Consider the following 14529-nt stretch of genomic DNA (forward strand, 5'->3'; position numbering starts at 1 on the left):
CACACTTGAAAAAACCATTACGATCATTCTTCTGTCTGTTGCGGTGTTAGGCGCAGCTGGCTGGATTGTTTGGCAGCAGCAGAGGAAAAACATCAGCAAGAAAGCAAAACGAACACTAAGCAGCTTTCGAAGTTAAAATCAGATCAAACGGATATGAAGCATGAAAACGATGAACAAAAAAAGCAAATAGCCACCGTCACAAAAAAGCTCAAAAAAGAAAAGAAAGCCTATGAAAAAGAGGTCAAACAGCGTAAAGCGCTTGAGATAAAAGTCGACCAGCTTCAAAAAGAGCTGGCAGCAGCAAAAGCTACTGCTCAAGCGAATAAGCAGACCGCACAGGCTACAAGAAAACCAACTGTCAAAAAAGACCCGAATGTCACTCATCACCCTCCCTCTCAGGTGGGTACAGGACCAATATGATTGGGGCGTGAAACAAGGGTATATGAAAGAATAGAAAGGATGAAAACATGTGATACAGATTCAGCGATTATCTCATGATCAATCTCTCCCTATGGATCTTTTACTATTAGCTGACCCTTCAAAGGAAAAGGTTCTCGCTTATGTGCAATCCGGCTCTTGTTATGCCGCCTTTCATGAAGAGGATGTGATTGGTGTTTATGTGCTATCATCGCTACCTCAGCATACAGTCGAAATCATGAATGTTGCTGTGAAGGAGTCATGGCAAGGAAAGGGAATTGGGAAACAGCTGATCCGTCATGCGATCGCTGAAGCGAAAGCCGCTGGTTTCCATAGGATTGAAATCGGCACAGGCAACTCGAGTATTCAGCAGCTCGCACTTTATCAAAAATGCGGCTTCCGCCTGACTTCGATCGATCGCGATTTCTTCCTTAAGCATTATGATGAACCGATTTATGAAAACGGGATTCAATGTATGGATATGGTACGGCTGTCCTTCACGTTTCAAGCAGACTGACTTTTTGTTCAGCCTGCTTTTTTTATACTCTTCGCTTTTTCACAGCATGAATCACATATTGAATGAAAAAGTAAAGCACAGCGCCAGCTAAAAAGCAGACAACACATCCAAAAAGCGTCGCCTCTGAGCTGAATTGATACTCTTCAATTTTCATGATATAAAATGGCATACCAAACAGTGTCGGACTTGATTCAACATGATTGACTTCTAGCAGCAGTAAAAAGACAGGGGTCATAAACACAGCAAATATATACAGCATCGCAAGTGTTAAGCCGCTAGAAAACGAATGAAATACTTTGATCATCTCTTTCTCTCCTTCATCTCTTTTAAACTGGCTGTGATATTTTTCCCATCTGGGCAAGCTGGATGCAGCATCACAGTGTTCAGTAAAGAAAAAAACAACAGCTGATGACTCACCGGATGCTTCCACATTAAAAAAAGCACACTCGAGCAGAGCACAGGAAACAGCGGACCCGCAAGTGCCACCATCAGATTAAAGCTCGGCCGGGCAAATGTCTCATGGACGATCGCCACTTGCTTCCAATCAATCATCATCACAAAATCAAAAAGGGGTCTTTTTTCGAATTTGTTACACACCATGACCATCAACATATGACCGAGTTCGTGAATGAGCACAACAGCTAGTAAACTAATGACAAGCCCCATCATCGCAATACAGGCCTTTTTAACATCGCAGCATATATACAACTGAAAAAGGCAAGTGAACCAAGCAGATAAGCGGTGGCGAGAAGAGATACATCAGATGAAAGCCATTCTAATAAAAGCATATCGATAAAGCTGAATACAGCAATCATCAACACGATCACAAACAGCTTATTAAAATCACTGATTTTCACGACAAACCCTGTACAGGCCGCCATGGCGGTAATCAATAAAATGGACAAACTCGCCAATCCATGACCTTCACTTTCAATACCGATCACCAAATAGGCAAGCCCAATATACACAAAATATGTCAGCAGATTAATGGTGTAATAAAATAACATTCTCGACATTAAATAAGCGCCCTTTGATGTATTTAACATAAAGATGGCCCTTTGATTGATATGATATTCCCTGCCAATCATCAGCGGAAGCATGATCAATATTTCCTTTAACGCAAACTGCACAATAAAGGCATACAGCCAGCCAGTTTCTGCCGGGGTAAAAACAAATGGCAGCCCCACCGTCAAACAAATGAGAAAGAGAAACAAAATGCCTTGCTCTTTAAAAACAGCTGATCGGCTGAAATAGACCAATTCCTGCCGCAGATGCGTCAGAAAGGAAGAGTGCGTTCTGATTTTCTGGTAGGAAAACGACTTCACCTCTTTTTTCAGCTGCAAAAACATCTGATGAACATAGCAAGCTGCTAAACCCTTCACCCATAGCCATCCAGCGCTTAGGATGATGACAAGTAACAACAGATAGACAGCCGGCCATACATGGATCATCTCCACCGCTTTTTGAAAAAGGAGAAATATTAGTACATGAAGCGCCGCAAAGCCGATCGTTTGAAGCAGCAAATGCTCTTTTGTTTTTGATACGAAATGGCTCACACCGATCCGCAGCAGCATCCATGAAGAGACCGTATAAAGTGCCAATATGCAACATGTGATGCAGACAACGATGATCCAATACAGAGATGGAGTGACACCCGTGATCAAAAGACCTAATATAATCGGTAAAAAAAGCAGTCCAGCCATGAGGAAGCAAAAAAGAACTGGAAAGAAATACACGCAAAGGATAAATGGCACACTCTGAATCGCACTGTTTAAAAAGTAGAATTGATATTCTTGGCGCTTCAGTTTATTCCGGGATAACACAATCCCTGCTCCTAATAGTAAGAGCGACATTTTGACAAATTGGAGGTATAGCGTAGCTGGCTCACTTTCACCTACCTGCATGTAAAAGCGCAGGCTGATGACAACGTATATCGCATAGATCAGCAAGAGAAAAACGGCAGCTGCGAGAAGCTGCAAAGGATACTTTTTTCCAAGCTGCTTTCCTTTCGCTGTCAGCATGCCCCATTCTATTTTATGAAGAACGTGTCGTGTCCAAATCATTGAGTAACCTCTCCACCTGCATATAGTAATCTCGATTTACTTCTTTATAAATCTCTTCAAGTGCCTGATGAGGAAATGTCTGAGTCGTTTCTTGGCGGGACATATTCAGCTTGACGTCACCATTTCTTAAGATCATGAGATGGTCATATAATGTATCACCAAAGCTCAAATGATGAGTTGATATCAGAATGCCAGCGCCTTGATCTCTCAGCTTCATGAGCACCTTTCTTAAGATAATCATCATATCTGGATCAAGTCCGTTCGTTGGCTCGTCGAACACATAATAATCACATGGCCTGAGAAGCTGCGAAATGATTTGTGTTTTTTTTTGATTGCCATGGGACAGCTGAGCGATTGGCTGATCCATATACGGACTCAGCTCAAACAAATCGATGAATGTCTCTTCACGTGTGATATCTTGCTCATGTGGCAGCTGAAGTAATTGAAAGTATTCCCTCGGTGTTAAATAATCGAACAACGCATGTTCGTCAGGAATATAGGAAACGTGTTTTTTCAATAGGGAAATATGTGCTGAGGATTGAAGGTTCAGCTGTTCACCATGTAAGGAAACAGAGCCAGTAAATGGCGTTAGCCCAAACATAGCTTGGATCATTGTTGTCTTTCCTGCACCATTGTGTCCTAAAAGAAGCATCGTTCGGCCTTTCTCTACGTTCATTTGTATATGGCGGAGAGAGAAGGTGCGGCTATACGTTTTTTCTTGTATTTGTAATGTCAGCATCATATTCCTCCGTTTGTTTCAGATGGAACAGATGACCTCGCATCTGTTCTCATCCCTGTTAGAAACCGCATTTGATTTTCACGTACATGCCTAAGAACTTGAATTCGCCTAAAAATTTAGAGCCTTTTCCAAAGGTCTTGCATGCCCAAATCAATGCTGCGACTGTCACAATACCTAAAATAGCGGCAAGGACATAAATCCAAAATGCATTTTTCTGTATGTTCTTAGAAGTTAGAATTCGTTGCTTCCTTTCATCATAGGCCGCCAGTAGGTGAAGGACATACATATACACACCTACTGGAAAACGAAGGCTAAAAGGATTCAGCATCTCATCACCCCCTAATATATGTAAAATGATACCACCCCCTTACAGAAAGCATAAGTTCATTTCAGATCATATTTTTAGTCGATTTTTCATGATTTAGTGCTTATAAATGGAGGGGATTTTGACTGCTTCTCTAACTGAAGGAGGATTTTTTACAAAAATAGGATAAGACAAATGAATTAGCTATCGGATTTCGCTCAACACAAAAAAAACGCTGCGTCCCGCTCTCATGAAAGAGCGGGACGCAGCGCGTAGCTGGCATTATTTATTCAAGTTATAGAATGTTGCAATGCCGTGATATTGTGCTGTTTCAGCCAATTGATCTTCGATGCGAAGTAATTGGTTGTATTTCGCCACACGGTCCGTACGAGACGGAGCACCTGTTTTGATTTGTCCAGCGTTTGTTGCAACAGCGATGTCTGCAATTGTGCTGTCTTCTGTTTCACCAGAACGGTGAGAGATGACTGCTGTGTATCCTGCGCGTTTTGCCATTTCGATTGCATCAAATGTTTCAGTTAATGTACCGATTTGGTTTACTTTGATCAGGATAGAGTTACCTACGCCGTTTTTGATTCCTTCAGAAAGCTTCTTCGTGTTTGTCACGAATAAGTCATCTCCTACTAGCTGAACCTTGCTGCCAAGGCGCTCAGTTAATAGTTTGTGACCTTCCCAGTCGTTTTCATCAAGGCCGTCTTCGATCGAGATGATTGGGTATTTCGATACCATATCTTCATACCAGTCAACCATTTCAGCAGATGTTTTCACAACACCTTCGCCTGATAAATGATATTTACCGTCTTCTTTGTTGTAGAACTCAGAAGATGCAGCATCCATTGCAAGTTTCACTTCTTCACCTGGTTTGAAACCAGCTTTTTCAATCGCTTCTACGATTGTTTGAAGTGCTTCTTCGTTAGAACCAAGGTTTGGAGCGAATCCGCCTTCGTCACCTACAGCTGTGTTTAAGCCTTTTGCACTTAATACAGATTTCAGGCTATGGAAGATTTGTGCGCCCATGCGAAGTGCTTCACGGAAGTTCGGTGCACCTACAGGCATAATCATGAATTCTTGAATGTCTACGTTGTTATCCGCATGCTCTCCGCCGTTGACGATGTTCATCATCGGCACTGGAAGCGTTTTGGAGTTGAATCCACCAAGGTATTGGTAAAGTGGAATTTGTAAGAAATCAGCAGCCGCACGTGCTACAGCGATAGATACGCCAAGGATTGCGTTTGCGCCTAATTTCCCTTTGTTTTCTGTTCCATCAAGTTCGATTAACATTTTGTCAATCGCTACTTGTTCTGTTACATCAAAGCCTAAAAGTTCTGGTGCAATGATTTCATTTACGTTGTTTACAGCTGTCAGAACACCTTTTCCAAGGTAACGGTCTTTGTCTCCGTCACGTAGTTCTACTGCTTCATATTCACCAGTAGAAGCACCACTTGGTACTAATGCACGGCCAAAGCCGCCAGATTCTGTGTAAACTTCTACTTCAACTGTTGGGTTACCGCGAGAGTCTAATACTTCGCGTGCATATACGTCAACAATGTATGGCATCGTTATTTCTCTCCTTTTGAATCAATTTTTTTATTTCTGAATCAATGATGTTCCTGTCATCTCTTTTGGTTTTTCAAGACCAAGTAAGTCTAAAAGCGTTGGAGATAGATCGGCTAGAATGCCGCCTTCTCTAAGCGTTGCACCTTTTTTCGTCACGATGACTGGAACAGGGTTTGTCGTATGTGCAGTATGCGGCTTTCCTTCTTCGGTAATTAGCACGTCTGCGTTACCGTGGTCTGCCGTGATGATGGCATGTCCGCCTTTTGCTAGGATTGCGTCGACTACAGCTCCTAAGCACTCATCTACTGCTTCAATGGCTTTGATTGTTGGCTCGAGCATACCTGAATGACCAACCATATCCGGGTTAGCAAAGTTCAGGATGATCGCATCATGCTTATCAGCATTGATGTCTGCAACAAGTGCATCCTTTACCTCGTAAGCGCTCATTTCTGGCTTGAGGTCATAGGTTGCCACATCTGGCGAATTGATCAAGATGCGGTCTTCACCAGGAAATTCTTCTTCACGCCCACCACTCATAAAGAACGTCACATGAGGATATTTCTCTGTTTCAGCAATCCGCAGCTGTTTCAATCCATTTTGAGAAAGCACTTCTCCTACTGTGTTATCCAAATTCACTGGTTTGAAGGCGACATAGCCATCAACCGTTTCACTGAAGTGTGTAAAGCAGACGAAGTGTAAATCCTTCGGATGTGCTTCCCCGCGATCAAATGAGCGGAAATCTTCATTTGTGAAGGTGTTCGAAATTTGGATCGCACGGTCTGGACGGAAGTTATAGAAAATCACAGAGTCTCCGTCGTTTACTTTTGCAACTGGCTCACCATTTTCTCTCGTGATGACAGATGGAATAACGAATTCATCGTAGATTCCATTTTCATAGGAGTCATCAACGACATCATAAATGTTTTGATAACTTGGGCCTTCACCATACGCCATCGCGCGATATGCTTTCTCCACACGATCCCAGCGTTTGTCACGGTCCATTGAGTAATAGCGTCCAGAAAGTGTTGCCACTTCTCCGACACCGATTTCTTTGATTTGTTCTTCAAGCTGTTTTAAGTACACTTTGGCTGTCTTTTGACCAACATCACGTCCGTCTAAGAAGCCATGAATGTATACCTTTGTTAAGCCTTCTTTTTTCGCCAGCTTCAGCAGGGCAAAGAGATGCTGGATGTGGCTGTGCACACCGCCGTCTGACAAGAGACCGAATAAATGAAGGGCCTTGTCATTCTCTTTTGCATAAGTCATTGCATCTAGGAACGTTTCGTTTTTCTCAAATTCCCCTTCACGAATGGCAACATTCACTCTTGTTAAGCTTTGATACACAATGCGTCCTGCACCGATGTTCAGATGCCCAACTTCAGAGTTACCCATTTGACCTTGCGGGAGGCCTACTGCCTCACCTGAAGCCGTTAAGGTTTGATGCGGGAATTCATTCCAGTAGCGGTCGAAGTTCGGTTTCTTTGCTTGGGCAACAGCGTTACCGACTGTTTCGCCTCTTAAACCGAATCCATCTAAGATGATTAATGCAGCTGGTTTCTTACTCATATTGACCTTCCTCCAATAATTGAACGAAAGACTGAGGTTCTAAGCTTGCGCCGCCTACCAAAGCACCGTCAATATCGGATTCTGCCATATATTCTTTAATATTCGCCGGCTTCACGCTTCCGCCATATTGAATGCGAAGGCTGTCTGCCGCTTCTTGACCATATTCGCTTGCAACCGTTTGACGGATATGCGAACAAACATCGTTTGCATCTTTCGCTGTAGAAGATTTCCCTGTACCGATCGCCCAGATTGGCTCATATGCAATGACAGATTCAGCGACTTGCTGAGTCGTTAAACCAGCTAGTGCTTTCTTCACTTGATCAGCGACAAGTTCATTTGTTTTGCCAGCTTCACGCTCTTCAAGCGTTTCACCTACGCAGATAATTGGAAAGATGCCATGCTTGAATGCAGCATGTGCTTTTTTGTTCACTGTTTCATCTGTTTCAGCGAAGAATTCACGGCGCTCTGAATGACCGATCACTGAGTAGCCGATGCCAAGATCTTTTAGCGCAGCAGGGCTGATTTCACCAGTGAATGCACCATTTTCTTCAAAGTGCATGTTTTGTGCACCAATTTTAAGGTCTGTTCCGTTAGAAAGGCTGTTTAGCTTTTCAAGGAAAAGTGCTGGCGCACAGACAATTGATTCCACTTTGTCAGGAGATGGAATGGATGACTTGACTTCTTCAACGAAGCTAACCGCTTCGCCAAGTGTTTTGTTCATTTTCCAGTTCCCAGCTATAATTGGTTTTCTCATGATTGACACTTCCTTATAGCAGTTTTGGTCTTATTTATCGTTTAATGCAGTAACACCTGGAAGCTCTTTGCCTTCCATAAATTCAAGTGAAGCGCCGCCGCCTGTAGAAATATGGCTCATCTGATCAGCAAGACCAAACTTCTCAACAGCTGCTGCTGAGTCTCCACCGCCAATGACAGAATATGTATCTTTTGCTTCTGCCAGTGCTTCTGCGATTGCTTTTGTTCCTTTAGCGAATGCATCAATTTCAAATACACCCATTGGTCCGTTCCAGACAACAAGTTTGCTGTTTTTAATGACATCAGCATACTTCTCTCTTGTCTCTGTTCCAATATCAAGTGCTTCTAGATCACTTGGAATTTCAGAGATTGGCACAATGCTTGTATTCGCATCATTTGAAAAGTCGTCGGCTACCAGAACATCTGTTGGAATCAGGAAGTTCACGCCTTTTTCTTTTGCACGGTCCATAAAGGATTTCGCTAAATCTACTTTGTCTTCTTCTAATAAAGATTTTCCTACTTCGTGGCCAAGTGCTTTCACAAATGTGTAAGCAAGTCCGCCGCCGATGATGAGGTTGTCCACTTTATCCAGAAGACTTTCAATCACACCGATTTTATCCTTTACTTTTGCACCACCGATAATCGCTGTAAATGGACGATCAGGGTTTGAAATGGCTTTTCCTAGAACCTCAAGCTCTTTTTGCATGAGGAAGCCCGAAACAGCCGGAAGATATGCTGCAATACCAGCAGTGGATGCATGTGCACGGTGTGCAGCACCGAACGCATCATTGACATACACATCGGCTAAATCAGCAAATGCTTTTGATAATTCAGGATCGTTCTTTTCTTCACCAGGATAGAAACGAACGTTTTCAAGCACTAGCACATCTCCTTCTTTTAAGTCAGAGATTTGCTTTTTCACGTTGTCTCCGTAAGCTTCATCCGCTTTTTTCACTTCTTGTCCAAGAAGCTCTTGCAGACGTTTTGCCACAGGTGTCAGACGCAGTTCTTCAGTAACTTGACCCTTCGGACGACCCAAATGACTAGCTAGCAGTACCTTTGCGCCTTGTCCTGTTAAATACTCAATCGTTGGTAATGCTGCGCGAATACGAGTATCATCCGTCACTTCTCCGTCTTTCATTGGAACGTTAAAATCTACGCGGCAGAACACAACTTTACCTTTTACGTCAATGTCTTTTACTGATTTCTTATTCATGCTCGTCAGGAGATCCTCCTTTATTCTGGTTTCCTTACGCATTGGACAAGTCTCTCTTTATCCTTTTCCCATTTTGCCCTCATCAAAACGAGAAATCGTGCAGAACGGATAAAAACAGAGAAAAAGGGAAAGGGATGCTTCCCCTTCCCTTGTCCGTCTTCATTATATCGTGTCTCTAGGAAAGAACCAAGTGAGTTCCTTCAGTGTGAGAAATTAAAGACCTTGTTTTGCAATGTAAGCTGCAAGGTCAACAACGCGGTGAGAATATCCACTCTCGTTATCGTACCAAGAAATGACTTTCACCATGCTGCCTTCCATCACCATTGTAGAAAGAGCATCGATTGTTGAAGAGTTTGCATTACCATTGTAGTCACCAGATACTAATGGCTCTTCGCTGTAGCCAAGGATTCCATTAAGTTCTCCTTCAGCTGCTTCTTTAAGTGCTGCATTTACATCTTCAGCTGTTACATCTTGGTTTAATTCAGCCACAAGGTCAACTAAAGAAACGTTAGGTGTTGGAACACGCATAGCGCCACCGTTTAATTTACCTTTAAGTTCAGGCAATACAAGTGAAACAGCTTTCGCAGCACCTGTAGAAGTTGGGATGATGTTTTCCGCAGCTGCACGAGCACGACGGTAGTCTTTGTGCGGAAGATCAAGAATTTGTTGGTCATTTGTGTATGAGTGAACAGTTGTCATCATACCGCGTTTGATACCAAATTTATCGTTAAGTACTTTTGCAAATGGAGCTAAGCAGTTTGTTGTACAAGATGCATTAGAGATGACATCGTGGCTAGCTGCATCGTATTTGTCTTCGTTTACACCCATAACGATTGTGATATCTTCTTCGTTAGCAGGAGCAGAGATGATGACTTTTTTAGCGCCAGCTTCTAAGTGTTTTGCAGCGTCTGCACGTTTTGTGAAGAATCCAGTAGATTCAACAACGATTTCTACGCCTTGTTTACCCCAGCTTAATTTCGCAGGGTCACGCTCAGCTGATACTTCGATTGTTTTACCGTTCACTACTAAGTTTGTACCGTCTACAGAAACCTCTGCATCTAGTTTTCCGTGAACAGAGTCATATTGTAAAAGGTGTGCAAGCATGTTAGCGTCTGTTAGATCGTTAACCGCTACTACCTCAACTTCAGGATTGTTTAATGCTGCACGAAATACGTTACGTCCAATACGTCCAAATCCGTTAATACCGACTTTTACTGCCATGATGTTTCCTCCTTTTATAGGTAACAATGTTTTATATTGAGGGATCAATTGACTCCCTTAATAACTCTTTTGCGGCTCCTTCGTCTGTGACGAGAACCGTTCGGCGGGGTTTTTTGAAATAAGCTTCAATGGCCCCTGCCTTTGATGATCCACCTGCAACAGCAATGATGTGTGGAATGCTTTCTAAATCATCTAGCTGCATGCCGACGGAGTGCACTTTGTGGACGACCTCACCATCACGATTAAAGTAATAGCCAAAGGCCTCTGTCACTGCGTCATGCTCATCAATCTTTTTTAAATCTTCAGCTGGTGTATTTCGTCTCATCGCCATTGTTTTTGCTTCACCGATCCCATGAATGAGCATCGTGGATGATTTAATCGTGTGAAGCACTTCTTTGACTGACGGCTCTTCAATAATAGAAGAGTAAGCACCTTCTGACAGCTGCCCTGGAACAAACAGCAGTTTGTAAGTACCGGAAGCTTTTTCAGCCATGTGGGCACAAATGGTGTTTGCCTGATTTTTTACATTCTCCCCAAGACCGCCTCTCGCAGGGACAAACATCATGCCTCTGTTTTTGGCATCAGGGGTCATCATTTCGGCAACGGCTTCCATCGTCGTTCCGCCAGTGACGGCGACGATATTATTTCCAGTAAACCTTTTTTTCATACATTGGACAGCAGCTCTTCCCATTTCTTGCTTCACCCACGGGGATTCGTCACTGTCACCAGAAACGATGATGACTTCTTCTAGGCCTAACTTCCTCTTTAATGTATTTTCCAAAAAGGTTAAACCTAAAACGTCCTTCATCATTCCTTCAAGCATTTCAAGCAAAGCGTGGCCTTCACTCGTCAGCATCATGCCGCTCGTTTTGACATCCAGCAGGTTTTGTTCTTTTAGAAACTGAACTTCAGCTCTTAAGATGCGCTCACTGAGACCTAGGCTCGTCGCAAGGCTTCTGCGGCCGATTGGTTCAGCTAACCTGATGTATTGCAAAATGTCGTAGCGTTTTTGCATAACGATGAGAAGATCTGGCAATAATTTTTTTTGAGCTTCCAATAAACGATTCATGGCTAACGACCCTTTCTTTTCACGTTGGACTAAAAACGTCCCACTGTGACAAAAAACGTCCCGCCACAGCCAAAAAAAATCAATCCCTGCTTTCTTTAATTATTTTAACAGGATAATCTTGCATTTTCAACTCTTACAAACACATTTAGACAAAAAATAGACACATTTTCACCGATAACCTGCTTGTCATCAAGGTTCTTGCTATGATATTTCTTTTCAAAATATTTATTTTCTTCTATATTCAATGAATTCACCATTGAAAATGTGCATGCGTGTGAGATCCGCATGCACATTTTGTTGATATAGTTGGTCTTTTATGTTTTTGGGATGGTTCCTTCCTCTTCAGCGAAACGCTTTGCCTCTTCCTTCGGTTTGATTTTGAAATAATAAATGATGTAGCAGACAGCCATGAACGGAACGCCGCAATAAAGGCCAATCCGCTGATCCTCAATAAAGAATAGGCTGATGAGAACGATGCCAAATGCGATGAAGCCTGCCAATGGCACAAATGGATAGAGCGGTGTACGGAAGACGAGATCCTTTACATCTCCACCCGCTTTTATGAATTGTTTTCTAAAGAAATACTGAGACAAACAAATGGACATCCACACCACAACTAGAACCATTCCGGAAATCGAAATGAGCCACACATACACCGTTTTTGGTGCCACAACACTTGTGAGCAGGGATAAAGCGGATACACCCATTGTCACCAATAATGCATTGATCGGGATTTTACGCTTGGACAGCTTTTTCGTAAAGCCAGGTCCTTTCCCGTCCTTTGAAAGCGACCAAAGCATACGTGATGATGCATATAATCCAGAGTTTGCTACAGATAAGACAGCTGTGATGATAATAAAATTCATGATATCTGCAGCATATGGGATGCCGACCTTGTCCAGCACGACCACAAACGGACTGTCAACAGTGCCTGCTGTCTGCCATGGAAGAAGTGCGGCAAGAACCGCAATTGATAAAACGAAAAAGACCATCGTTCTCCAAATAATATTCCGTATCGATCGAGGCAATGTTTTTTCAGGGCTTTCACTCTCACCTGCTGCAATCCCTACAAGTTCTGTTCCTTGAAAGGAGAAATTGACCGTGACCATGGTTAATAAAATAGCAAAAACACCATTAGGAAATAGTCCGCCATGATCCGTCAAATGACGAAATAAAGGGGCTGGTTCTCCGCCTTTTAAATGAATCATTCCGAAAATTGCGCCAATTCCGATGATAATAAACAATAGGATGGCAGCGACCTTGATAGCTGAAAACCAAAACTCCGTTTCAGCGAAGCTGCGAGCTGAGATGGCATTCACGGCAAATAATATCACACTAAATGCTAGGCACCAGAGCCAAACCGGGATATCTGGGAACCACCTTTGGAGCAATATGCCTGCTGACGTAAACTCCAGTCCAATCGTACACGCCCAGCTAAACCAATACAGCCAGCCGATCATAAAGCCTGTGGACGGGCCTATATATTTGGTTGCATACTCCTGAAAGGAACCGGCTGTCGGCATCGCCACTGCTAATTCTCCAAGACACAGCATGACCAAATACATTAACAGTCCGCCAATGATAAACGATAGAATGGCTCCGCCAGGTCCTGCCTGATGGATAATCAATCCTGATCCAAGGAAAAGGCCCGTACCGATGACGCCGCCTAAGGCAATCATAAAGAGATGTCTGCTTTTCATGGAACGCTCTAGTTCATTATGCTGTTCTTGCTTCAAATCCACTTCCCCACTTTCTTTCTTCTATTCATCATCCTTTGACAAAATTCGCTGTTCGTTGAAAAAGAAAGGGAGAAAGTGAAGGTTCCTCCCCCTTTGGCATTTAGGCTTGAAACAGTGCTTCAATATGACCAATTGCCCAGTCTAAATCTTCTTTTGAAATGGTCAGCGGCGGTGCAAAACGGATAACTGTCTCATGGGTTTCTTTACATAACAATCCTGCTTGCTTCAGCTTTTCACAATAAGGTCTAGCTGCCTCTGTCAGCTCCATTCCTATAAATAATCCGCGGCCGCGCACTTCCTTAATCACAGGGCTTTGAATGCGTGATAGTTTGTCTTTGAAGTATTCGCCAAGCTCCATGGAACGTGCTGCAAGCTTTTCGTCGATTAAAACATCCAGTGCAGCAAGCGACACCGCACACGCAAGAGGATTTCCTCCGAAGGTAGACCCATGAGAACCAGGGTTAAACACGCCTAATATATCGCGGTTTGCTACGACACACGAGATTGGAAAGACGCCGCCGCCTAAAGCTTTCCCGAGGATCAGCATATCTGGCTCAATGTCTTCCCAGTCACACGCAAACATCTTACCTGTTCGTGCTAACCCCACTTGAATCTCATCCGCAATGAACAGCACATGTTCTTTCTCACAAAGCGCCTTGGCATCTTTCAAGAAGCCTTCTGGCGGCATGACAATTCCCGCTTCTCCTTGAATCGGTTCTATGAGGAAAGCCGCTGTCTGTGGTGTGATAGCTTCACGTAACGCTTCAATATCTCCGTAAGGAATCAGTTTTATTCCGGGAAGCATTGGACCGAAGCCTCTTTGGTATTCTGCTTCAGAGGAAAGAGACACAGCCGTCATCGTTCTCCCATGGAAATTGCCAACACACGCAATGATTTCTGCACGATTCTCTTCGATTCCCTTAACATCATAGCCCCAGCGTCTTGCTGCTTTTACAGCGGTTTCTACAGCCTCAGCACCAGTATTCATTGGCAGTGCCATGTCTTTATTTGTCAGTTTGCAAATTTTTTCATACCAAGGACCAAGCTGATCATTATGAAAAGCTCTCGAGGTGAGTGTCACACGGTCTGCTTGTTTTTTGAGCGCCTCAATAATGAGGGGATGGCGATGTCCTTGGTTCACTGCGGAATACGCACTGAGCATATCCATATATCGATTGCCTTCAGGGTCTGTCACCCACACTCCCTCAGCCTCTGAAATCACAATTGGCAGCGGATGATAGTTTGCCGCTCCATATTGTTCTGTTTGTTGAATCAATTCATTTGTCTGTGTCATCATCTATTCCTCCTTCTGTAAGGTAGCTTCTTTCAATTGGGTTCATCTTCATCCAT

15 protein-coding genes are annotated in these 14529 nt (G+C 43.3%); 2 read left to right on the plus strand and 13 right to left on the minus strand.

Translation table 11 applies throughout. From position 1 onward, the window contains the following. Positions 1-69 precede the first annotated feature (69 nt). Together C6344_RS11235 and C6344_RS11240 are read left to right on the plus strand one after the other, a co-directional pair. On the plus strand, positions 70-420 hold the full coding sequence (locus tag C6344_RS11235; RefSeq protein WP_223250421.1) for a hypothetical protein: 351 nt from the start codon (positions 70-72) through the stop codon (positions 418-420). 49 nt (positions 421-469) lie between these two features. Beyond that, positions 470-934 carry a GNAT family N-acetyltransferase gene (locus C6344_RS11240; RefSeq protein ID WP_106048206.1) on the plus strand — a complete coding sequence of 155 codons (465 nt, stop codon included), beginning with the start codon at positions 470-472 and terminating at the stop codon, positions 932-934. Between the two features lie 22 nt (positions 935-956). On the opposite strand, the gene C6344_RS11245 is transcribed toward C6344_RS11240, so the two are convergent. The 13 genes from C6344_RS11245 to C6344_RS11305 form a co-directional block, all read right to left on the minus strand. Further along, a complete protein-coding gene (locus tag C6344_RS11245; RefSeq protein WP_060597320.1) occupies positions 957-1238 on the minus strand; it encodes a hypothetical protein in 282 nt (93 codons plus the stop codon). Further along, on the minus strand, positions 1235-1603 hold the full coding sequence (locus C6344_RS11250; RefSeq protein WP_060597321.1) for a zinc metalloprotease: 369 nt from the start codon (positions 1601-1603) through the stop codon (positions 1235-1237). The genes C6344_RS11245 and C6344_RS11250 overlap by 4 nt, the downstream gene beginning before the upstream one ends. Continuing rightward, on the minus strand, positions 1600-2997 hold the full coding sequence (locus tag C6344_RS11255) for a hypothetical protein (protein ID WP_106072952.1): 1398 nt from the start codon (positions 2995-2997) through the stop codon (positions 1600-1602). Before C6344_RS11255 ends, C6344_RS11250 begins: the two co-directional genes overlap by 4 nt. Next, positions 2969-3736: an ATP-binding cassette domain-containing protein gene (locus C6344_RS11260; RefSeq protein ID WP_106030510.1), complete on the minus strand. Its 768-nt coding sequence runs from the start codon at positions 3734-3736 to the stop codon at positions 2969-2971. The genes C6344_RS11255 and C6344_RS11260 overlap by 29 nt, the downstream gene beginning before the upstream one ends. Before the next feature lie 58 nt (positions 3737-3794). Then, entirely contained in the window at positions 3795-4064 is a 270-nt protein-coding gene (locus C6344_RS11265) for a hypothetical protein (protein ID WP_060597324.1), read from the minus strand. 258 nt (positions 4065-4322) lie between these two features. Beyond that, positions 4323-5615 (minus strand): phosphopyruvate hydratase, encoded by a 1293-nt coding sequence (gene eno / locus C6344_RS11270; RefSeq protein WP_003212752.1) that lies wholly within the window; start codon positions 5613-5615, stop codon positions 4323-4325. 30 nt (positions 5616-5645) lie between these two features. Continuing rightward, positions 5646-7181 (minus strand): 2,3-bisphosphoglycerate-independent phosphoglycerate mutase, encoded by a 1536-nt coding sequence (gene gpmI / locus C6344_RS11275; protein ID WP_106030511.1) that lies wholly within the window; start codon positions 7179-7181, stop codon positions 5646-5648. After that, positions 7174-7935 (minus strand): triose-phosphate isomerase, encoded by a 762-nt coding sequence (tpiA, locus tag C6344_RS11280; RefSeq protein ID WP_106072953.1) that lies wholly within the window; start codon positions 7933-7935, stop codon positions 7174-7176. Before tpiA ends, gpmI begins: the two co-directional genes overlap by 8 nt. A gap of 30 nt (positions 7936-7965) precedes the next feature. Next, positions 7966-9150 (minus strand): phosphoglycerate kinase, encoded by a 1185-nt coding sequence (locus C6344_RS11285; RefSeq protein WP_034660025.1) that lies wholly within the window; start codon positions 9148-9150, stop codon positions 7966-7968. Positions 9151-9363: 213 nt separating this feature from the next. Further along, complete coding sequence (gene gap / locus C6344_RS11290) at positions 9364-10371, minus strand: type I glyceraldehyde-3-phosphate dehydrogenase (protein ID WP_012011304.1); 1008 nt, start codon at positions 10369-10371, stop codon at positions 9364-9366. A 31-nt stretch (positions 10372-10402) separates the two neighbouring features. Beyond that, the gene (locus C6344_RS11295; RefSeq protein WP_066030357.1) at positions 10403-11440 is read right to left on the minus strand and encodes a sugar-binding transcriptional regulator; all 1038 of its coding nucleotides are present in this window, start codon (positions 11438-11440) and stop codon (positions 10403-10405) included. A 314-nt stretch (positions 11441-11754) separates the two neighbouring features. Next, positions 11755-13140, minus strand: coding sequence for an amino acid permease (locus C6344_RS11300; RefSeq protein WP_060597718.1), 1386 nt, complete (start codon positions 13138-13140; stop codon positions 11755-11757). A 139-nt stretch (positions 13141-13279) separates the two neighbouring features. After that, the gene (locus tag C6344_RS11305) at positions 13280-14473 is read right to left on the minus strand and encodes an ornithine--oxo-acid transaminase (protein ID WP_060597328.1); all 1194 of its coding nucleotides are present in this window, start codon (positions 14471-14473) and stop codon (positions 13280-13282) included. Between the last annotated feature and the right edge of the window lie 56 nt (positions 14474-14529).

Origin of the sequence: Bacillus sp. GBSW19, assembly GCF_002998655.1 — a bacterium.
Lineage (GTDB): Bacteria > Bacillota > Bacilli > Bacillales > Bacillaceae > Bacillus.

Bases quoted from the DNA above. Each gene is read 5' to 3' on its own strand.
- C6344_RS11265 (WP_060597324.1), bottom strand. From the start codon at position 4,064: ATGCTGAATCCTTTTAGCCTTCGTTTTCCAGTAGGTGTGTATATGTAT.
- C6344_RS11305 (WP_060597328.1), bottom strand. From the start codon at position 14,473: ATGACACAGACAAATGAATTGATTCAACAAACAGAACAATATGGAGCG.
- gap (WP_012011304.1), bottom strand. From the start codon at position 10,371: ATGGCAGTAAAAGTCGGTATTAACGGATTTGGACGTATTGGACGTAAC.
- C6344_RS11260 (WP_106030510.1), bottom strand. From the start codon at position 3,736: ATGCTGACATTACAAATACAAGAAAAAACGTATAGCCGCACCTTCTCT.
- C6344_RS11295 (WP_066030357.1), bottom strand. From the start codon at position 11,440: ATGAATCGTTTATTGGAAGCTCAAAAAAAATTATTGCCAGATCTTCTC.
- eno (WP_003212752.1), bottom strand. From the start codon at position 5,615: ATGCCATACATTGTTGACGTATATGCACGCGAAGTATTAGACTCTCGC.
- C6344_RS11255 (WP_106072952.1), bottom strand. From the start codon at position 2,997: ATGATTTGGACACGACACGTTCTTCATAAAATAGAATGGGGCATGCTG.
- C6344_RS11285 (WP_034660025.1), bottom strand. From the start codon at position 9,150: ATGAATAAGAAATCAGTAAAAGACATTGACGTAAAAGGTAAAGTTGTG.
- tpiA (WP_106072953.1), bottom strand. From the start codon at position 7,935: ATGAGAAAACCAATTATAGCTGGGAACTGGAAAATGAACAAAACACTT.
- C6344_RS11300 (WP_060597718.1), bottom strand. From the start codon at position 13,140: ATGAAAAGCAGACATCTCTTTATGATTGCCTTAGGCGGCGTCATCGGT.
- C6344_RS11245 (WP_060597320.1), bottom strand. From the start codon at position 1,238: ATGATCAAAGTATTTCATTCGTTTTCTAGCGGCTTAACACTTGCGATG.
- C6344_RS11250 (WP_060597321.1), bottom strand. From the start codon at position 1,603: ATGATGGGGCTTGTCATTAGTTTACTAGCTGTTGTGCTCATTCACGAA.
- gpmI (WP_106030511.1), bottom strand. From the start codon at position 7,181: ATGAGTAAGAAACCAGCTGCATTAATCATCTTAGATGGATTCGGTTTA.